19 protein-coding genes and 2 pseudogenes are annotated in these 17,718 nt (G+C 62.7%); 19 read left to right on the top strand and 2 right to left on the bottom strand.

Going from position 1 to position 17,718, the window contains the following annotated elements; all coding sequences use genetic code 11:
* Positions 1–26 precede the first annotated feature (26 nt).
* Together APH44_RS13730 and APH44_RS29140 are read right to left on the bottom strand one after the other, a co-directional pair.
* Complete coding sequence (locus APH44_RS13730) at positions 27–1,274, bottom strand: beta-propeller fold lactonase family protein (protein WP_102082247.1); 1,248 nt, start codon at positions 1,272–1,274, stop codon at positions 27–29.
* 16 nt (positions 1,275–1,290) lie between these two features.
* A complete protein-coding gene (locus APH44_RS29140; RefSeq protein WP_080641070.1) occupies positions 1,291–1,500 on the bottom strand; it encodes an OprD family outer membrane porin in 210 nt (69 codons plus the stop codon).
* Positions 1,501–1,508: 8 nt separating this feature from the next.
* Here APH44_RS29140 and APH44_RS13735 point away from each other — a divergent pair.
* The 19 genes and pseudogenes from APH44_RS13735 to APH44_RS13830 all read left to right on the top strand — a co-directional run.
* A pseudogene (locus tag APH44_RS13735) lies at positions 1,509–2,117 on the top strand (MFS transporter); the annotation flags it as partial.
* Positions 2,114–3,241 carry an HlyD family secretion protein gene (locus APH44_RS13740; RefSeq protein WP_016488046.1) on the top strand — a complete coding sequence of 376 codons (1,128 nt, stop codon included), beginning with the start codon at positions 2,114–2,116 and terminating at the stop codon, positions 3,239–3,241. The pseudogene APH44_RS13735 and the gene APH44_RS13740, both read left to right, overlap by 4 nt.
* Before the next feature lie 212 nt (positions 3,242–3,453).
* Positions 3,454–4,191, top strand: a complete 738-nt coding sequence (locus tag APH44_RS13745; protein WP_016488047.1) for a hypothetical protein — start codon at positions 3,454–3,456, stop codon at positions 4,189–4,191.
* A gap of 113 nt (positions 4,192–4,304) precedes the next feature.
* Positions 4,305–4,520 carry an AlpA family transcriptional regulator gene (locus APH44_RS13750; RefSeq protein ID WP_016488048.1) on the top strand — a complete coding sequence of 72 codons (216 nt, stop codon included), beginning with the start codon at positions 4,305–4,307 and terminating at the stop codon, positions 4,518–4,520.
* 4 nt (positions 4,521–4,524) lie between these two features.
* Positions 4,525–5,403 (top strand): ParA family protein, encoded by an 879-nt coding sequence (locus APH44_RS13755; protein WP_016488049.1) that lies wholly within the window; start codon positions 4,525–4,527, stop codon positions 5,401–5,403.
* 14 nt (positions 5,404–5,417) lie between these two features.
* Positions 5,418–6,956: a ParB family protein gene (locus APH44_RS13760; protein WP_016488050.1), complete on the top strand. Its 1,539-nt coding sequence runs from the start codon at positions 5,418–5,420 to the stop codon at positions 6,954–6,956.
* A 15-nt stretch (positions 6,957–6,971) separates the two neighbouring features.
* Positions 6,972–7,523, top strand: a complete 552-nt coding sequence (locus APH44_RS13765; RefSeq protein WP_016488051.1) for a DUF2857 domain-containing protein — start codon at positions 6,972–6,974, stop codon at positions 7,521–7,523.
* Positions 7,517–8,731 (top strand): STY4528 family pathogenicity island replication protein, encoded by a 1,215-nt coding sequence (locus APH44_RS13770; RefSeq protein ID WP_016488052.1) that lies wholly within the window; start codon positions 7,517–7,519, stop codon positions 8,729–8,731. The genes APH44_RS13765 and APH44_RS13770 overlap by 7 nt, the downstream gene beginning before the upstream one ends.
* Before the next feature lie 150 nt (positions 8,732–8,881).
* Positions 8,882–9,646 carry a PFL_4669 family integrating conjugative element protein gene (locus APH44_RS13775; protein ID WP_016488053.1) on the top strand — a complete coding sequence of 255 codons (765 nt, stop codon included), beginning with the start codon at positions 8,882–8,884 and terminating at the stop codon, positions 9,644–9,646.
* Positions 9,643–10,137 (top strand): DUF3158 family protein, encoded by a 495-nt coding sequence (locus APH44_RS13780; RefSeq protein WP_016488054.1) that lies wholly within the window; start codon positions 9,643–9,645, stop codon positions 10,135–10,137. Before APH44_RS13775 ends, APH44_RS13780 begins: the two co-directional genes overlap by 4 nt.
* Before the next feature lie 5 nt (positions 10,138–10,142).
* A complete protein-coding gene (locus APH44_RS13785; protein WP_016488055.1) occupies positions 10,143–10,571 on the top strand; it encodes a single-stranded DNA-binding protein in 429 nt (142 codons plus the stop codon).
* A gap of 459 nt (positions 10,572–11,030) precedes the next feature.
* A complete protein-coding gene (locus APH44_RS13795; protein WP_024717424.1) occupies positions 11,031–11,375 on the top strand; it encodes a helix-turn-helix domain-containing protein in 345 nt (114 codons plus the stop codon).
* A 110-nt stretch (positions 11,376–11,485) separates the two neighbouring features.
* Complete coding sequence (locus APH44_RS13800) at positions 11,486–13,453, top strand: DNA topoisomerase III (protein ID WP_016488058.1); 1,968 nt, start codon at positions 11,486–11,488, stop codon at positions 13,451–13,453.
* 744 nt (positions 13,454–14,197) lie between these two features.
* Positions 14,198–14,737 carry an STY4534 family ICE replication protein gene (locus tag APH44_RS13805; protein WP_016488059.1) on the top strand — a complete coding sequence of 180 codons (540 nt, stop codon included), beginning with the start codon at positions 14,198–14,200 and terminating at the stop codon, positions 14,735–14,737.
* A gap of 67 nt (positions 14,738–14,804) precedes the next feature.
* The gene (locus APH44_RS13810; RefSeq protein ID WP_016488060.1) at positions 14,805–15,062 is read left to right on the top strand and encodes a hypothetical protein; all 258 of its coding nucleotides are present in this window, start codon (positions 14,805–14,807) and stop codon (positions 15,060–15,062) included.
* Positions 15,063–15,124: 62 nt separating this feature from the next.
* Positions 15,125–15,618: pseudogene (locus APH44_RS13815) on the top strand (JAB domain-containing protein).
* 60 nt (positions 15,619–15,678) lie between these two features.
* Positions 15,679–16,395, top strand: coding sequence for a hypothetical protein (locus APH44_RS13820; RefSeq protein WP_016488061.1), 717 nt, complete (start codon positions 15,679–15,681; stop codon positions 16,393–16,395).
* Between the two features lie 259 nt (positions 16,396–16,654).
* Positions 16,655–17,044, top strand: coding sequence for a PilL N-terminal domain-containing protein (locus APH44_RS13825; protein ID WP_102082271.1), 390 nt, complete (start codon positions 16,655–16,657; stop codon positions 17,042–17,044).
* Positions 17,041–17,709: a hypothetical protein gene (locus APH44_RS13830; protein WP_016488063.1), complete on the top strand. Its 669-nt coding sequence runs from the start codon at positions 17,041–17,043 to the stop codon at positions 17,707–17,709. Before APH44_RS13825 ends, APH44_RS13830 begins: the two co-directional genes overlap by 4 nt.
* The last annotated feature ends 9 nt before the right edge of the window (positions 17,710–17,718 follow it).

Below are 17,718 nucleotides of genomic sequence, written 5' to 3' on the forward strand. Positions count from 1 at the left end.
TAGGCGGGAATCGAACAGCCCCGCAGTTACAATTGCAACGCTTCAACCCACATCAGCGACCTGCCAGGTTCGGGCATGTCGTACTTACGGTGAAACGCCAAGGTACCATCGGGCTTGATGCGGAATACGGCGATATTGGCTTTCTCCGCTTCGGTTGCCGTACCGCGCTGGACTTGCCCGCCTTTCTGGTTGCCCACGATGAACCATTGATTACCGGGCGCCACACTGATCGTGCGGGCCTCTACCCCTTGCGTGGGGATATGTTGCAAGAGCTTCGGCTCGCCCGTTTTTGCATCCAGTACATACACCGCTATATCGTTTTCACCATGCTTGAACATCGCGGGTTTTTCCGTCGTTTGAAGCTCATCGGAGCGGTTGGTGACGTAGAGATACTTACCGTCTGGCCGCACCAGAATCACCCCGCCTTTCTTGATGCCCTCATCGGCCTCGGCATGCCAGTGTGGGTCGAGGGTACTGGTTTTAAATACGGGCCTGTTGGCCAGTCGTCCTTCCTTGGTCAACGGGTAGGTGTAGAGACTGCTGCCCCGCTCCATTGCCAGGTATGCCAAGGGTGCCCGAGGGTGGTAGGCGATATGGCGTGGGCCAACGGAGGGAGCAAAGGTTTCGACCCCGGCTGGGGTCAGCTTGCCGCCCGAGTAGGCAAACGCTGAAAGGGTGCCCAAATCTTCGGGCCGGCTTGCACTCGGATCATTGCCACGACCAGGCGCAATCACGAATTTATCGTTGGGTACTACCGTGACCTGGTGGGTGAATACGCCCGACTTGATTGGTTGCGCCTGTTTGACCTGGGCACCGAGACTGCCATCTGGCTGCAGTACATGAACCGTCACGGTTGGCGCCAGGTTGTAGGCCAGCAATGCATGTGTGCCATCGCGATCGAGGGTCAGGTAGATCGGCCGTTGCTCCAGCTTCACAGGTTCGCCCAACGGCATGAGTTGCCCCGTAGCATGGTCGATAGTAAAAGCACTGAGCATGTGAACATCGCCAGGGTTAGCTCCATTGATGTTGCTGGACGCCACATACAGGTGCCGATTGCCCTTGTCGGCAACGGCGAACTGCAACGGAGCTGGCAACTGAACCACCCCATTTTGCGTGAGCGAGCCATCGGGCGCGAGGGCATAACCCAGCAGTTTGTCTCCGAACCCTGCATAGATTTCGGTCATTGCCTGGGTATTTGCCGCCAGTGCCGCATGGGAGGAAGAGGCCAGAACCCCTGCCAGCAGAAAACTACAGGGCTGTAATTTGAATCTCATTACCTGCTCCCCTTCCTTAAAGTAACGTCAGTGGGTAAACCACGATCAGCCGATGCTCGTCGAAATCCTGCCCACCCTGATAATCACGCCTCACCGTGGCGCTGCGCCACTTGAGCACCAGGTTTTTGAACGTACTGGTCCGTACTGAATAGGCCACTTCCGATTCGCGTATCCACTCATTGCCATTGCGGTCGGCTGGCGAGACATCGATGTCGCGCCCCTGGATAGTGCGCTGACCCCAAGCACCTGATCATCCCACTGTTCGTTTCGCTGCTGGCGAAGGCCGCCGGGGCGTTCATGGACAGCAGTTCGAGCAACCTCACGCGCCCGGCGCAGATGTACTTCCGCCAGTTCCTGCTGGCCTTTGGCAGCACGTTCTTCCTCGGCCCGTCGATGGCCCTGGGCATCAGCCATGTGCGCACCAACCCGCGCAACCTGGTGAGCTTTTCGGTGCTGTTCGGCATCTGCAACAACCTCGGTGGCCTGATCGGCGCGGCGCTGCTGGGTACCTTCCAGACCTGGCGCGAGAAATTCCATTCCAGCCACCTGATAGACCGCCTCAGCTACCTCGAACCACTGGTCAACGCCCGTGTGCAAAGCGGCGGCGCCGGTTATGCCGGGATCCTCGCCGACCCGGCACTGCGCAGCGAGGCCGGCATGCGCGTGCTGGCCAGCGCCGCCACCCGCGAGGCCAACATAATGGCCTACAACGACGTGTTCGTGCTGATCGGCAGCATCGCCGTGCTGACCATGATCTGGATTACCATTCGCGGTTCTTGGCTGCGGTATGTCGCCCGCCAGGCCGCTTCATCCGACTCCACCAGCGGTACTGCCAGCCGATGACCGAAGAAACCCGCACCACGACCACCGCCGCCCTCGCCGAAACCCCGGAAGGCAGCACGCCGCCCAGCGAACCGACCAGCCCGGTGCGCACGCGGCGGGTGCGCATCCTGTCTACGATCAGCTTCGCCAGCGTGGCCCTGGTCGGCATCCTGGTAGTGCTCTACGCCTGGAACCTGCCGCCGTTCAGCAGCACCATCGAAAGCACCGAAAACGCCCTGGTGCGCGGCCAGGTGACAATCATCGGCCCGCAGCTGAGCGGCTATATCGTCGACGTGCCGGTGCATGACTTCCAGTTCGTCAAGGCTGGCGATCTGCTGGTGCAGCTCGACGACCGTATCTACAGGCAGCGCCTGGCCCTGGCCATCGCCCAGCTACAGCAGCAAGCCGCGCTGGCCAACAACCTGCAGCAGCGCAACAGCGCCGAAGCCACCATCGCCCAACGCCAGGCCGCCATCGGCGACGCTTCGGCCCAGGCGACTAAGGCCAAGGCCGACCTCAGTCGCAACCAGGCGCTGGTCAGCGATGGCTCGGTGTCGCGCCGCGACCTGGACCTGGCCCGCGCCAGTGAGGCCGCCGCCGTCGCCAGCCTGGCCCATGCCAAGGCCGCGCTGGAGATCGCCCGCCAGGACCGCGAGACCGTGATCGTCAACCGCGCCTCGCTGGAGGCTTCGGTGGAGAACGCCAAGGCGGCCGTCGAACTGGCCCGTATCGATCTCGACAACACCCGCGTCACCGCCCCGCGCGACGGCCAGCTGGGGCAGATCGGCACGCGCCTGGGCGCCTACGTCAACTCTGGCGCACAACTGATGGCACTGGTGCCCGACACCCTGTGGGTGATCGCCAACATGAAGAAAACCCAGATGGCCGACGTGCGCATCGGCCAGCCGGTGACCTTCACCGTGGACGCCCTGAACCACCTCAAGCTCTACGGGCATGTGCAGCAGATCTCGCCGGCCACCGGCTCGGAGTTCGCCTTGCTGCAGGCCGACAATGCCACCGGCAACTTCGTCAAGATCGCCCAGCGCATCCCGGTGCGCATTACCGTCGACCCCGAGCAGCCTGACGTCGCACGTCTGCGTCCCGGCATGTCGGTGGTGGTCAGCATTGATACACGAGCAGAATAATGACGCGGCCTGCCTCGGTCCTTTGCAGGCCCCCGAGCGGCGTCAAAACTTGACGCGTTCGCATAATGCGTGAAGAACCAACCTATCGCTTCGATGTCACCATCAATGGATCCCAAAAGTGATCCTTTGAAATCAGGCTCGCTAGACAGAGGCACAGATCACGCTGCCCCCGCCAGCGATTCCAGGACGAACGCAGCTGGAGGCTGTGTGCCATGATCTCGATCAGAAGCTCTTACCATCTCATCGATGCCGCCATTCTCTGGTGTGACCTTGCCGACCACGAAGACGAGATTTTACGGGTCGACCTCTCCTACCCCGGCAGTCTGCTCAAGCATTTTCCACAATGGCCGATCCTGCACCTTTATGCGGAGTGCATCTACGACGCCATTGTCAGCGGTGAGCTACCCGCGACCTGCCTGGGCCGACCGATCACTGCTGACAACCAGGTAAGCCGAGAGTACTGGTCCATTCAGCGTGCTGATCTGCTGGTCTGGTTCGCACGTAATTACCCCAACGAGAAGCCCGCCTTCTTGTTCTCGCAGAGCCTCGACCATTTGAACTGCGTCAGTCTCAATGCTCATTTGGTACAGGAAGCAGAGCTCGCTGCTGCTCAGCGCACGATCGACAAGCTGCGCGACGAGCTTACAGCAAGAGTTGACGAGGTGACAACGCTCACCGCGTGTAACCACGAACTGACAGCGCGACTTGAGGCCCAAGGCATTCCTTCCGAGGCCTCCGAAGGCACGAACAACATGCTCGTGGGCACCATGCTGGAAGTGACATTGGGTAAATCCAAAGACGGCCGTGTGCAATCGGCCTACAAGTCCCAGAGCGCTCTGGTCGACGAGATTCTACGCCGTTTTCCTGGTCTGCCTGGCCTGAGCAAAAGTACCCTTGATCGGCGATTTGCCGACGCTCGCCGTCATCTAGCCCAGGTAAAACGGGGCTGACACCGCATTGTCAGGCGATGCTCGGCATCGCCTGACAATGTTTTTCCTCCAGCATCGACCTTCACTGACTGTCACATCCCACTGCGCACCACATGGTGCTACGGAGTGACATCATGCAACAGATCAGCCCTGCCCCGCTGCCTGCCGACCGCCACATCATGCGCCGCGATGAGGTGGAACTGAAAACCGGCTTCAAACGTTCGCACATCTACAACCTGATGAAAGCCGGTCTATTCCCCCAATGCCGGCGCATTGGTACCCGCGCCGTCGGCTGGGACTCGCTGGAGATCGAGCAGTGGGTCCATGATCGACTGTCGGTCAGGGAGTAGCGTCATGGACGTCCTCTCGCTGATCTCGACCAAGGGCGGCGCGGGTAAAACCACCGTCGCCGCCAACCTGGGTGGTGTGCTCGCCGATGCGGGCCTTCGCGTCCTGCTGCTGGATCTGGACAGCCAACCGACGCTGTCCAGCTACTACGCCTTGCGCGAATCCCGTGAGGCTGGCAGCTACGAACTCATCGCGCAACGGCTCACGGCCCCCGAACAGGTGATTTCCGCCACCGTCATCCCGCACCTGGACCTGATAGTGTCCAACGATCGCGCCGGGCACATCAGCACTCTGCTGTTGCACGCGGCCGATGGTCGTCTGCGCCTTCATAATCTTCTGCCAGCGTTCGAGGAGCTCTACGATGTGCTGATCATCGATACCCAAGGCGCGCGCAGTGTAGTCGTGGAGATGGTGATCCTCGCGTCCGACTATGCCCTGTGCCCGGTCCCCCCAGAAATGCTCGCCGCACGTGAGCTGCGACGCGGCACGCTGGCGCTGTTTGAAGAGTTGGAGCCCTACCGCTACCTGGGCGTTGCCTTGCCGTCGGTGAAGCTGTTGCTCAACCAGGTCAAAGCCAATCGCCGTGACACCCGCTTGATCATGCACAGCCTGCAGGCGTCCTTCCAAGGCGACCCGCATGTCAGCGTCTGCACAACGGTGATTCCTGACCGTGTGGCCTACCCCAATGCCGCCTCGCTCGGCCTGCCGGTGCACCGCGTCGAGCCTACTCCACCCTCTGGCAGCCGAGGCCCTTGCGGCGCGGCGGTCATGCTTGAGCTGGCCATCGAGCTGTTCCCGCAGTGGGCTGAGCGACTTGTCGGCTCGGACGCGCCTCTGCCCGGCCAAGCGTCAGTGATCGACCGCCGACTCAACCGTCGCGGCTGATGGGAGGTTTTGCGATGAAGCCGCCCTCTTCCGAAGACATCACGCGACAGTTGCAGCAGGCGCATTTTCCACAGAAACATGGCCTCGACAGCTCGCCCGTGCCGGTCGGGGATACACCGTTGGTGGTCAGCCTGGAGCAATTGCGCCCCTACGAGCTCAACCCGCGGGTGGTTCGCAACCCGCTGTATGACGAGATCAAAGCCTCGATCCGCGAACGCGGCCTGGATCAGCCCCCTGCGATCACCCGCCGTCCGGATGAGCCGCATTTCATAATCCGCAATGGCGGCAACACCCGTTTGAGCATCCTCGGCGAACTCTGGCAGGAAACCCGCGAGGAGCGATTCTTTCAGATCCACTGCCTGTTCCGCCCTTGGCAGTCCGAGTCGCATGCCTTGATCGGGCACCTGGCCGAAAGTGACCTGCATGGCCAGCTCACGTTCATTGAGCGATCGCTCGCGGTGGCAAAACTCAGGGACATGTTACAAGAGCCCGATGCCCCTCTCAGTCAGCGTGAACTGTCCACACGCTTGAGCAAGGGCGGCTACCCGATTTCACAATCGCATATCAGCCGCATGTTCGACACGCTCGAACACCTGCTACCGGTCATCCCGCAGGTGTTGTATGCCGGGCTTGGCAAACCCACCATCGCCCGGATCATTAACCTGCGGCGCCGGGCGGAGTCGATCTGGAATCAGTATTTGGGGGACGTTCAACACTTCGCACTGCTCTGGTTCGAAGTGCTGTCGGCATTCGACAGTGATAAGCCCGATCTGAACTGGGGTGAGCTGCAGGATGAGCTGATTGCCAGGATGGCGGTGCAGTTGAAGCAGACGCCCCGCCTGCTCGCCTTGGAAATGCATCAGGAACCGCTTCGCTCAACGCCGCCTGCGGAAACGCCTCAGCCGCTGCCGCAAGCCCCACAAGGTGAGTGCTCCCCCCAGCTGCCTGTCGAAGATGAAGCACAATCGGCGCCTCAATCGCCCGCACCGGAGCCGATGAGCAGTGCGGACAACACTGCGGCAGCCGAGACTCCACGCCTCCCAAACATCCGCGAGGCGCTGAGTGATGACGATCCGCTTGCTGCGAGGGTGCCAAACGCCCTTGATGCCGGTGAGCCCTCCCTGGGTTCCGCCTCACCTCTCGCACCGCTACAGGGTGACATCACTGCATTGCGTGAGCGTTGTGCCGCCCTGGCGACAGACCTGGCGGCATATGCCGATGCCAGTGCCATGGTCACGCCGCACGCAGAGGGCTTGGGTTTTACCCTTACGCTGGAGCATGGCGAGCAACTGAGCCCTAGACATACCGGCATTCAGCTACTGCTCTCAGCCCTGCTGCGCTTGCAGGACGACGTGACTTCGCAACAACGTCAGCAGCTGCCGGCTGCGCTATTTGGCCAATTGCTGATTGGCACCTACGACCTGCCCTTCCCCGAGCGCCCTGCCCTAACCGTGGGCCTCGAACGACTACCCGATACCCAGCTGGAGCAGCTGTTCAGCCTGATCCGCCACGCCCGGCAGTTGATCGACCTGACGCTGTCGTCCACGCGTTAAGTGAGGAGCCGCCTCATGAGCACGACCTTCAATCTGTTGAACCATGCGATGTTGAACCAGGTGCTGCATGAGCTGCGCCATGGCCGTCTGCAGCGCTGCAAAGCGCTGGGCCTGGCCGACGAAGACATCGAGGTCCTGCAATCGCTGCCTCCGACCACCCTGTCCCACTTGGCGCATTCATCAATCGCCTGGGTTGAGGTCAAGGTTGATATCACCGTCCTGCGCCGCCTGATCGTCCAGGCCGAGCGCGACGAGCAGAACGAACGCCTGATCAACCGGGCACTGAAGCTCGGCGCGAGCTCGACTATCATGTACCGCTGTTTCGGCCTGGACCATTCGGAAACGGCGTTGCGCCGCCGAATACTGAAAATCGAAACCCACCGCGGCCGGCCGGTCCAGCTCAGTGAAGCCCAGGAGCATGCGGTGTGGAACCGCTGGAGCCAGTTACGGGCGGAGGAGCCAGACAACGATCCACTGGACACGATGATGATGCTGGCCGAGGAACAGCACATCAGCCTGACCCAGGTCTGGCAACAGGTCGAACTGTACGGAGGTACGCCATGCTGAGCTTCTACGAAGTGGACTGGCAGGACGTGGTGCGCCAGTGCTACGACGCCCTTCGACGCCGCAATGAGTTTCAGGCCGCCCAGGCCCAACAAGCGGCTGCTGCGGAGCCCGCGCTGCGCACGATCTACTACGGCGACAACAATCCCTTGCCGCAGGCCTTGCTACTCGATCGTCGACTGACCCCGCTGGAGCGCAACACCTGGCAGGTGCTGCGCTGGCTGATCACCGAACGCCAGGTTAAAATGCCCCGCTACCAGGACCTGCAACCCTACCTGGCAGCCAGCCCCTGTGGCACCCAGGCGTCGCGCGAGACCATCGCCCGCGCACTGAACGTCCTGCGTACCACCCGCTGGCTCAGCCTGGTCGACCGCTCGCGCGATGCCCAAGGCTGCCTGCGCGGTTGCATCTACGTGCTGCACGGCGATCCGTTGACGGCGGCCGAGCAGCTTGAGCTGGACAGCGGCTACGCGGATCTCCTGCAACAGAACCTCAGCCACGCCACCAAGGGGGTGCGTGATGTGACGCAGCATGTGCTGGCCGAAATTCAAGCCGACCCGCAAGTCGTCCAAGGCGACAAGGACAGGCTGGGCGCACTGCCGCCGACACAGCAACACTCGCTGCTGCTGATCAACGAAGCCGCGCAGGCGCAACATTCCGAACCTGGCCTGCTCCACCCCGTTCGGAATCCTCACGCCTCGGCCACCGATTCCGAACTGTGCGGCAATGCACCGGATTCGGCTGTGGTTCGGAATGCCGACGCCGGCCGTACAGTACAGAAAGACCAAAGCAAAAAAAGTACAGTACTGGCACAGGTCGAGTTTGGTCGTGCACGCTGGCCTGAAGATTTACCGCTGAATTCGACCGAGCGGCGCATGGCCTCCCAGGCGATGCGCCAGCTCGAACCGGAACAGCAACAAGCGGTGATCAATGAAGCGGCGGTGCGCTGCGCCCGCGGCGAGATCCGAAAACCGGTCGCCTACCTGATGGGCTTGATCAAACGCGCCTGCCAAGGCGAGTTCACCCTGTGGGCCGCGCGTACCGAGGAGGTCAAGACCTCAAGACCGACTTCAAATCCAGCGAGGCCTGTGCCAGCAGAGCCTCCCAGCGAACGACCGAAGCGCGGTGGTCAGCGCACCGCCTCGCCCCTCGCCCTCTCCTGCCTGGAGGAACTGAAACAACGCTGTCGTGGTTCGCTTGCGCCGACCTAGGGGTGGATCTCGGTGGACTTGATGCCCATGCCATTGAATCCACCGAGATCCACCGCCTGAAATTACGAGCGGACCACCTTCATGTTGATTCGCGTCGAACCGCACTAATCGGCCCATCGTCGGCGTCATTCCGACGGCGAGGTACTGGCGATGACCGATCACTACCAGCTCAACCTGGGCTCCCTGCGCAGCAGCATCACCCTCACCTTGCATACCCATCATGCGGCGCGGCTGTGGCAAGGCCGCATGGGCCGCGAAGGGGTACACGCGATCATGGGCATGCCCGGTTACATCGGCGTCACCAACCTGCTCAAGCACGCCAGCAGCCAGGATGACCCCTTCGCCGACTGGTTCATGCTGCAACTGGAGGACAAGCTGCTGCAGGCCAAGGCCGAACTGCGTGCGCTGACCAAGCAGGTCAGTCGGGTGGAGCGCGCCCTGCCCACCCAAGTCGACATCGGCGACAACCTCAATATCCATCCCGTCACCCTCCCCCTGTTCATCGGCAGCCAGCTTGGCTTTCTCGCGGTCTACCTGCTGACCGACTACGACGCCCTGGTGCGCCGCGTTCTGCTCGCCCACCACACCGCCTTAATCGGCCGCCCCGACATGGAAACCTGGATCGATCGCGGCGCCCACGAGCTGCGCAGCCTGTTCGGTCTGGCCCAGCGCTACCGGCTGGCAGGGGTCAGTCGGGATGACATGGCCGCCAACAACGCCCGCGCCCGTGAAGCGATCGACAAGTTCGGCACGCCACCAAGCAAGATCCTCGAGGGCAGCCACCGCTCCCAATTCGCCCCGCCCATCACGCGGGGTACCTCAGAACCGCTACCCGCTGGGTCGGATCAACACGACCAACCTGAGGTCGAAGCTCTCCCTGAGCCAGAAGAACCGGCCGAAGGAGGTGAGGCATGACCTTGGCCGACGCGATTGCCCGGCGTTTGTCAGCAGATGTCTATCGTGAGTTCGCACAAGGTGCCTCCCTAAAAGGCCTTTTAAAGCCTTTTAAGGGTAAGGGGGAGCTGCAGCAGTTCGCCGAGACGATCCTGCGCCTGCGCACCCAGGTCGCCGAGTTGATGGCAGTGATGCTGGCGATCATGGCGCAGCCCCCGTTCTCGTTGCTGGAACTGCGACTGGTCGTGCAGCACAGCGCGACCGGCACCGACTTCCTGCGCTGGCGCAGCCCGGACTTTCAGCGCATGGGCGTGCAGGTGTGGCAGGAGGCGGTGGTTCATCCGCATCTGCACCCTGAACTGCGGCAGGCGTTGTATCAGCTGGAGACCAACCGGGTGGTGCTGAACCTGCAGATGAGCAGCCTGCAGTCACTGTATCGCCAGGCTGTCGCCGGTGCCGGCAAGCTCGAGGCCGCCGAACTCGCCCTGACCCGTTCCCCCACCGAGGAGTGACCCGCATGAGTACGTTGTTTGTAGGTGAAGGCAACATCGGCAGTGTGCCGGAGTTTCAGGAGTTCAACTCCAACCCGGATGAACCACGACGCCTGCTGCGGCTGAACGTCTATTTCGACAACCCGGTACCGCGCGAGGGTGGCTACGAGGATCGCGGCGGCTACTGGGCGCCCGTCGAGCTTTGGCACCGCGATGCCGAGCATTGGAGCACGCTGTACCAGAAAGGCATGCGCGTCCTGGTCGAAGGCCGCACGGTCAAGGAGGAGTGGGAAGACAGCGAGGACAACGCGCGGGTGACCTTCAAGGTCGAGGCCCGGCGCATTGGTATCCTGCCGCATCGCCTGGCCTCGGTCTCGATGCGTGAGAAAGCTCAAGACACTCCCAGCGCCACGCGTAAAGGCGGTGGCAAGAAAGCCCCGCGCAAGGCCGGGTGATCCGTGGAACTCAGTGGAATCACTGCGCCCTGCGCGATACCGCAGGGGCTGCGCCGCCCAACCGGCGAGCAGTACTGGCCCCTCTAGCGCGTTCTATTGGGTCGGGGTTTACCCCGCCGTTCACTCTCCAGCAACTGCTTCACCTCCGTCAGGCACTGATCCAGGGCAAGGAATGCCCGCCAGTGCGCCGGACTCTCCTGAACCCAGGCAATCAAGTGCGCGCGCGCCTCCCCATTCTCCGGTTCCAGTTGCGTGGCCATGAACAGCTCGTAGGCCTTGATCGCTAACTTGTCTGCCTCACTCTGGTGGGATCCGTGCAAGTTGAAGCCTCCGTGTGGACGGGCGGGTCCTGCAGTTATTTTTCGTGATACGCCTCATAGGGTTGCCAGTCAACTCTCTGAGCCGCTCATATCCTTGGGTGGGTAGTCAACCATATGGATCGAATTGGAGAGCGCCCCGTTGCCCGTCAAAGAGCCTAGCCCACATCACATTGGCCGCCAGTTGGCGAAGTACCGTCGCGACCGTGGTTTGACCCAGGAGCAGGTCGGCGAACACCTGCGCATTACCGGCGAGGCCGTCTCGCGTCTGGAGCGTGGCCTGGTGGAGCTGTCCGTGACGAAGTTGCTGCAGTTGGCTGACCTGTATGGCTGCCCCGTCGATGAGCTGCTGCTGGCCATCAGTCCTCGCCCCCAGGACCAGGGCCAGCAGATCACCGCGATCATCAAGGAGCTGGGCGATGCCGATAAACAGTTCGCCCTGGAGTTTCTGCAAACGCTGGCCACTCATCTTGCGCAACGCAAGTAAGGTTTTAGCCCTGCGCTGAAACGTCGAACCGATCCCTCCGTTTTCGGCTTTACCCTGGCGCTTCACGGCCACACCCCCACCCTGTCGGAAACCACCGAGAGGGCCCGCATATGCGCCTGTTCATCTGCGAGAAACCGTCCCAAGCCCGTGACATCGCCCGAGTACTGCAGGCCAGCTGGCGCGGCGATGGCTACCTGCAGGGCCAGAACGTCACCGTCACCTGGTGCATCGGCCATCTGCTAGAAACCGCGCCCCCTGAGTCCTATGGTGATTACAAACGCTGGTCGTTGGACGACCTGCCGATCATCCCCGATCACTGGCAGTTGGTGGTCAAGCCCAAGGTCGCCAGCCAACTGAAGGTGATCGACCAACTGCTGCAAAGGTGCGCTGAGGTGGTCATCGCCACCGATGCTGACCGCGAGGGCGAGATGATCGCCCGGGAGATCCTCGAGCGCTGTCAGTATCAGGGGCCGGTCCTGCGTCTGTGGCTGTCCGCCCTGGATGAAGCCTCGATCCGCCGGGCCTTGGCCGCCTTGCGTCCGGGCGAACAGACCCTGCCGCTGTACCACTGTGCACTGGCCCGCTCCCGTGCCGACTGGCTGGTGGGCATCAACCTAAGCCGGCTGTTCACCCTGCTCGGCCGCCGCGCCGGCTTTGATGGTGTGCTGCCGGTTGGCCGCGTCCAGACCCCGACGTTGCGCCTGGTAGTCGAACGCGACCGGGCCATCGCGAGCTTTGTGCCGCACCCCTTCTGGAACGTCGACGCCCAGTTGGTGGCAGACGGTGTTAGTTTCAAAGCCAGCTGGCAACCTCCGGCTTCGGTCTGCGACGATGAGGGCCGCTGCCTTGATGAAGCGGCCGCCAGGCAAGCTGCACTGCGCCTGAGCCAACACGGAACGGCCCGTATTGGCACCATCGAGGTGGAACACGTCCGCGAAGGGCCGCCACTGCCGTTTGATCTCGGCACCCTGCAAGAAGTCTGCTCGGCCAAGCTCGGGCTCGGCGCCCAGGAAACGCTGGGGATCGCCCAAGCCCTCTACGAAACCCACAAGGCCACGACCTACCCGCGCACCGATTGCGGCTACCTGCCCGAGAGCATGCTGGATGAGGTGCCCCGCATACTGCATGCCCTGGTGGCTCCCAGCCCTGCGCTCGGTCAGGTCATCAAAGCGCTGGATCCGTGTCGCCGCTCGCGCGCCTGGAACAGCAGCAAGATCACCGCGCACCACGGGATCATTCCGACCGCCATCAAGCTCGACCTCACTCAGCTGTCTGAGCGCGAGCAGGCAGTTTACGCGCTGATCCGCGCCCGCTACCTCGCTCAGTTCCTTCCTGAGCATGAGTACCTGAAAACCCAGGTGTTGCTGCACAGCCAGGCCGACCAGCTACTGGCCCGGGGCAAGCAGATCCTGGTGCGCGGTTGGAAAGCGGTGATCAACGAAACCCACGGCAATGAGCCCGGCGAGCAGACTCAACGGCTACCCACACTTCGAGAATCCGTTTCGGTGGCGCTGACTGACGCCGCCGCCATTATCCAACGCACACACCCCCCCAAGGCCTACACCGAGGGCACGCTGGTCAAGGCGATGAAAACCATCGCCAACCAGGTGGCCGATCTGCGGCTCAAGCAGACGCTCAGGGAGAGCTGCGGCCTCGGCACCGAAGCCACCCGCGCGGCCATCATTCAGGGGCTGATCGACCACGGTTATCTGACCAAGAAGAAACGCAGCCTGGCCGCCTCAGCCGCGGCGCACACCCTGATCGAAGCAGTGCCAGCGGAAGTGGCCGATCCGGTGCTGACGGCGCTATGGGAGCAGGCTTTGGGCCGAATTGAGTCGGGCCAGTTGAGCGTCGAGACCTTTCTAGCCAAGCAGTCGCAGTGGCTGACCCGCTTGGTGCGCAGCAACGCCTCGCTCACCCTGCAGCCGCCCCCATCGAAGGGACCGCTCTGCCCGGTGTGTTGCAGCGGCATGCGCCAGCGCAAAGGCCGTACTGGCAGCTTCTGGTCCTGCATCCGCTACCCGGACTGCAAGGGCACCAAGCCGGTAACTAAAGCCAAGCGCCCGAAGAAGACATGACTTGACGCCGCACCGCCGCGCTGGTGTAGTGAAGTTGCCCCACGCCACTTGGCGACCCCAGACCGATTCGCTCCGGGCAGCTCGGTCAGACTCGTAGAGTTCGGAGCCATCCTTCACCGCCTTTGCGGATAACTTCTCAGCGTTCCAAGTCTCCTAGGTGGATGACCCATGCGGCTTGTGCCAGGCCTCAAGGGTCATCCGCTTCGGCGGCGATGCTCAGCTCCGGTGCCCGCCGGCGAAACACTGGGCACCTTTTGTGCGCGGATGCGTGCCAGTTGATTCCGACCTAGGCCACGACAAGGGTCGGTTGATCCCGGTGGATCGACAGCGGAGAGTTTGCGACGAACTCCGGTGTCACATCGCCGGATCAAAGGTGGTCCACTTCTTCCTAGCCTGATGACCGTCGGGCTATTTTTTCGCCGCCGAGAATCCACCGGAAGCCACTGATTGCCACCCGCCCAAACCGCCGCAAATCCCCGGTTGACGGGGGTTCTGCGGCGTTTTATAGATGAGCTGCACACCGCTGTCGTTGACAGCTCCCAGGCCGCCAGAACCTTGAAGGCTGCGCCCGCTTCGGGTGGTTCTCCCCAAGTGCGACTCGCGCTCGGCAGCTCGCACGGTCACCGACCTGTCGGTGATGAGCGCCCTCTCTACCGATCATGTGTTTGCACCCTCACCCTTGCGGAACTCACCAGCCGCCAGGGCCGGTGGTTGTCCGCGTTTCTGCTGAACAGGAGATCCACCATGGCCACCGCAAGCAATAACGCCCCCACCACCTACTTCAACCTGCACACCCAAGGCATCGGTTACCTGAACCGTGTCCGCGAAGTCCCGGTTCGCCGCGGCCAAGCGTTCATGGCCTGTGACATCGCTGCCTTGCACGGTGCCTCGGACGACGTCGAGTACACCCGCTTCGACTGCAAAGTCGCTGGCGGCGAAGCCGAACGGCTGATCCGTGAGCACCTCGAAGACGTCCGCGCTGAACGCAAGGTCCTCATCGCGTTTCGCATCGGCGACCTCTGGGTGGATCCCTTCCTGTACGAGAAAGGCGAACGCAAGGGTCAACCCGGCGCCAGCCTCAAGGGCCGCCTGATCTTCATCGAGTGGATCAAGGTCGATGGCCAGTTCAGCTACCGTGCGCCCGCCCGCACCGACGCTGCCTCTGACGCGATGGAACCTGCTGAGGCGGATGGGGACAAGGCAAACACTGACGGTGACTCCGATCAGCGCCAGCCAACTCCAACCGCCCCCCGTAACTCCACCGCAGCAGCTCAATCTGCCTGAGGCAGTTTGACCGCCAACAACAGGCGCTCTTGGGAGCGCCTGTTGTTCATTCACGTCGGAGGTTGTCATGGAAAGCTTCTGGCTCTGCGAAGACTGCCTGCAGGCGGTGGCTTACGACGACTTCAGCACCTTGTCGCTGTACTACAGCGAGGCCGAAGTTGACGAGCGAATCGCGCAGATACGTGAGGCAGTGCAAGCGTTGCTGCCGTTCAGCGCCGATTTCGATCCGGACACCGGCATCGGCATCGACTCGTTCTCCACCCGCCCCTGCGAAAGCTGCCACTCACCGTTGCACGGCACTCGCCATCGGTTCACCCGCCTGTGACCGCCTGATCTCACCCACTTGGGGCCTCCTCCCGGAGCGCTCCTGCATATGAGGCTTTGCTCATGAACACGCCATTGACCCTGGTCGAGCCCCTCGACCCCGTCCTGACCCAGCGCGCCCACGAAGATGCACTGATCAACGAAGCCCTGCAGCTGTTGGACCAACGCTACTTCCAACGCGGCGAAGTCCTCATCACGCCGGCCGACGCCGCCTCTTACCTGAAGCTGCGCTTGGCGCCTTATCACCACGAGGTGTTTGCCCTGCTGTACCTCGATTCCCAGCACCGCGTGCTGGACTTCGAGGTGTTGTTTTTCGGCAGCATCGATGGGGCTTCGGTGTATCCCGTGAAGTGGTGGTCAAGGCACTGGCACACAACGCCGCCGCAGTTATCCTCAGCCACAACCACCCTTCCGGCTCCCCCGAGCCCAGCGGCGCCGACCGCGTGCTGACGGCGCGCCTGATCGAAATCCTGGCGCTGGTCGAGGTCCGCGTTCTGGACCACATCATCGTCGGAGAAGGTCAGCCCCTCTCCCTGGCCGAATACGGCTGGATTTAACCCTCCCCCACCCGCCACCGCCTGCATGGGGTGGCGTTCTCTTTTAATTGGAGCGCCATCATGCTCACCTCAACCCCCAACCCGTTTGCCCGCGGTTTTCATGCATTTGCCTGCAAGCGCGTGGTTCAGATCCACTACGACGACCAGTGCCCGCCCTGCTATCGCCCCTTGCACACCGCCCAGCTGGAGTTGAACGACGATCACATCAACTCTCAGGCCTGCGTGTTCGATGACGATTGCGCCGTCATCACGGAAGGCCAGGATGTCTCGGGTTTCCTTCGCATGCAGTTGCCCGCGGACAGCGTGGTCAGCACCGTGCTGTACCAGGTCACCGCCAAGCAGTTGAGTGGCTCGGTGCACCTCTGCGACCTTCCCACCCGGAAAGCTGCCGAACACCTGATGCAGCAGCTGTCCTTTGCCACCGGCCAGTACAGCCGCAGCTGGGAGATCAGCACATCTCACCTACCGGCCGACGAGTACGCCTACCTTCAGCAGCTTGCCCGCTCCGAACGACCGGCGGGCTTCTTTGAATGTTTCTCATTGGTCAGCAACCGCTCCGTCGGCTGCAAGCTGTACTCCACACCCTGGCACCGCAGCGCCCACGTGGAAGGTCCCGGTTGCTCAGCGGCGGACGTCTGCATCCGCCTGTTGGATGAACAGGTACCGCCGGTGTTGATGACCCTGTTGTTGCTGGCCGGCCAGGCCGACACGCGCTTCCTGGTGTTTGACCCTGATGCAGCCCCGCTGGCAGGACTGCCAGTGTTTGCTGACGATTGACCTAAGGCGCCCTGCTGGGCGCCTTTTTTATGGACTAAGCCTGATAACCCGGACGGGGAACTTCGGTTTTTCAGTGGGTGCACCTCGCGCGTGTTGCCAAGGTGTCGGCAACATCTGTCGAGACCTGCTCATGCACACGCCCGCACTTCCTTACCTTGTCCTGATGCTCGCGCTGGCGGGTTGCAACACGTCGCCTGCCATCACCCCATCGAAAGCGCCAGCCAAAGCCGTACCAGCTCCGGCCACCCCGTCCAAGCCGTTGTCAGAATCACCGGCGTGGGTCCGCCAGGACCGCTACACCCTGGTCAGCACGCGACCGACGCTGGAACAACGCCAGCCCTTATTCCAGCTCATCACCGTGCAGATTTCACCGGCGCTGCATGCGACGGTCGGTGATGCGTTGCGCCACGTGTTGCAGCGCTCGGGCTACTCGCTCTGCACCAACCGCGCCGAGGTCACGACCTTGTTCAGCCGCCCCCTGCCGGCCGTGCAGCACCAACTCGGGCCGATGGCGCTGCTGGACGCCTTGACCATCCTCGGCGGCCCGGCCTGGCGACTCATGATCGACCCGGTCGAACGCAGCGTGTGTTACGCCCTTCGCGCACCGGTGCCCGCCCCACCTCGCCCGCCCCTGGAGATCGCGCCATGAAGGTCCATCACTTTCAGGCCCTGGTGCTCGGGGCCCTGTGCCTCGGCGCCGCAGTACTCGCCGCCACGACCTACAACCACCAGCAGCAACTGGCCAGGCTCCTAGTCGCTGCGGAAAATGCGCCAGCCGATCCAGTACCGGCGCTGTGGCGGGACCTCGATGCACTCAGCGCCGACCTTGCGGCACTCCCAGCGCAAGTGAACGCGCTGGGCGAGCACCAGCGCCAGCAGGACGCGACCTTCGCGGCGTTGAGCAAACAGCTGGATGAGGTGAACGCTTCGCTCAAGTCCATTGAAGCGGTGCCGCTGGGTCCGACCAAGGCCGACCTGGCCGCGCTGGAACAGCGCATGGGCAACGCCGAAACCGCCGTCCACGCCCTCGAGGCTCGCCCGGTTGCGCCATCCACACAACCCCAGCCTGCAGCCCCCGCCAAACCGGCCGCCAAAACCCAAACCCCGACGCCGCCATTCACCTTGCTGGGTGTCGAGACCCGAGGCGACCTTCGGTTTGTCTCGGCTCAACCGGCCGGCGCGCATGCCCTGTCGACCGTCCACCTGCTGCAGCCCGGTGACAGCTTGAACGACTGGCAGCTTAAGGCCATTCGCCGGAACCAGGCCGTGTTCCAGGTGCCTGGCCTCGGCGAACGTTCGCTGCCCCTGCCATGACGAGGTGCA

The organism is Pseudomonas sp. NBRC 111143 (genome assembly GCF_001320965.1).
GTDB classification, from domain to species: Bacteria; Pseudomonadota; Gammaproteobacteria; order Pseudomonadales; family Pseudomonadaceae; genus Aquipseudomonas; species Aquipseudomonas machongensis.

Excerpts from the sequence above, each read along its gene's own strand:
- APH44_RS13805 (WP_016488059.1), top strand. The coding sequence starts at position 14,198 with ATGGCCACCGCAAGCAATAACGCCCCCACCACCTACTTCAACCTGCAC.
- APH44_RS13740 (WP_016488046.1), top strand. The coding sequence starts at position 2,114 with ATGACCGAAGAAACCCGCACCACGACCACCGCCGCCCTCGCCGAAACC.
- APH44_RS13750 (WP_016488048.1), top strand. The coding sequence starts at position 4,305 with ATGCAACAGATCAGCCCTGCCCCGCTGCCTGCCGACCGCCACATCATG.
- APH44_RS13765 (WP_016488051.1), top strand. The coding sequence starts at position 6,972 with ATGAGCACGACCTTCAATCTGTTGAACCATGCGATGTTGAACCAGGTG.
- APH44_RS13820 (WP_016488061.1), top strand. The coding sequence starts at position 15,679 with ATGCTCACCTCAACCCCCAACCCGTTTGCCCGCGGTTTTCATGCATTT.
- APH44_RS13785 (WP_016488055.1), top strand. The coding sequence starts at position 10,143 with ATGAGTACGTTGTTTGTAGGTGAAGGCAACATCGGCAGTGTGCCGGAG.
- APH44_RS13745 (WP_016488047.1), top strand. The coding sequence starts at position 3,454 with ATGATCTCGATCAGAAGCTCTTACCATCTCATCGATGCCGCCATTCTC.
- APH44_RS13810 (WP_016488060.1), top strand. The coding sequence starts at position 14,805 with ATGGAAAGCTTCTGGCTCTGCGAAGACTGCCTGCAGGCGGTGGCTTAC.
- APH44_RS13775 (WP_016488053.1), top strand. The coding sequence starts at position 8,882 with ATGACCGATCACTACCAGCTCAACCTGGGCTCCCTGCGCAGCAGCATC.
- APH44_RS13730 (WP_102082247.1), bottom strand. The coding sequence starts at position 1,274 with ATGAGATTCAAATTACAGCCCTGTAGTTTTCTGCTGGCAGGGGTTCTG.
- APH44_RS13770 (WP_016488052.1), top strand. The coding sequence starts at position 7,517 with ATGCTGAGCTTCTACGAAGTGGACTGGCAGGACGTGGTGCGCCAGTGC.
- APH44_RS13830 (WP_016488063.1), top strand. The coding sequence starts at position 17,041 with ATGAAGGTCCATCACTTTCAGGCCCTGGTGCTCGGGGCCCTGTGCCTC.
- APH44_RS13755 (WP_016488049.1), top strand. The coding sequence starts at position 4,525 with ATGGACGTCCTCTCGCTGATCTCGACCAAGGGCGGCGCGGGTAAAACC.
- APH44_RS13800 (WP_016488058.1), top strand. The coding sequence starts at position 11,486 with ATGCGCCTGTTCATCTGCGAGAAACCGTCCCAAGCCCGTGACATCGCC.
- APH44_RS13780 (WP_016488054.1), top strand. The coding sequence starts at position 9,643 with ATGACCTTGGCCGACGCGATTGCCCGGCGTTTGTCAGCAGATGTCTAT.
- APH44_RS13760 (WP_016488050.1), top strand. The coding sequence starts at position 5,418 with ATGAAGCCGCCCTCTTCCGAAGACATCACGCGACAGTTGCAGCAGGCG.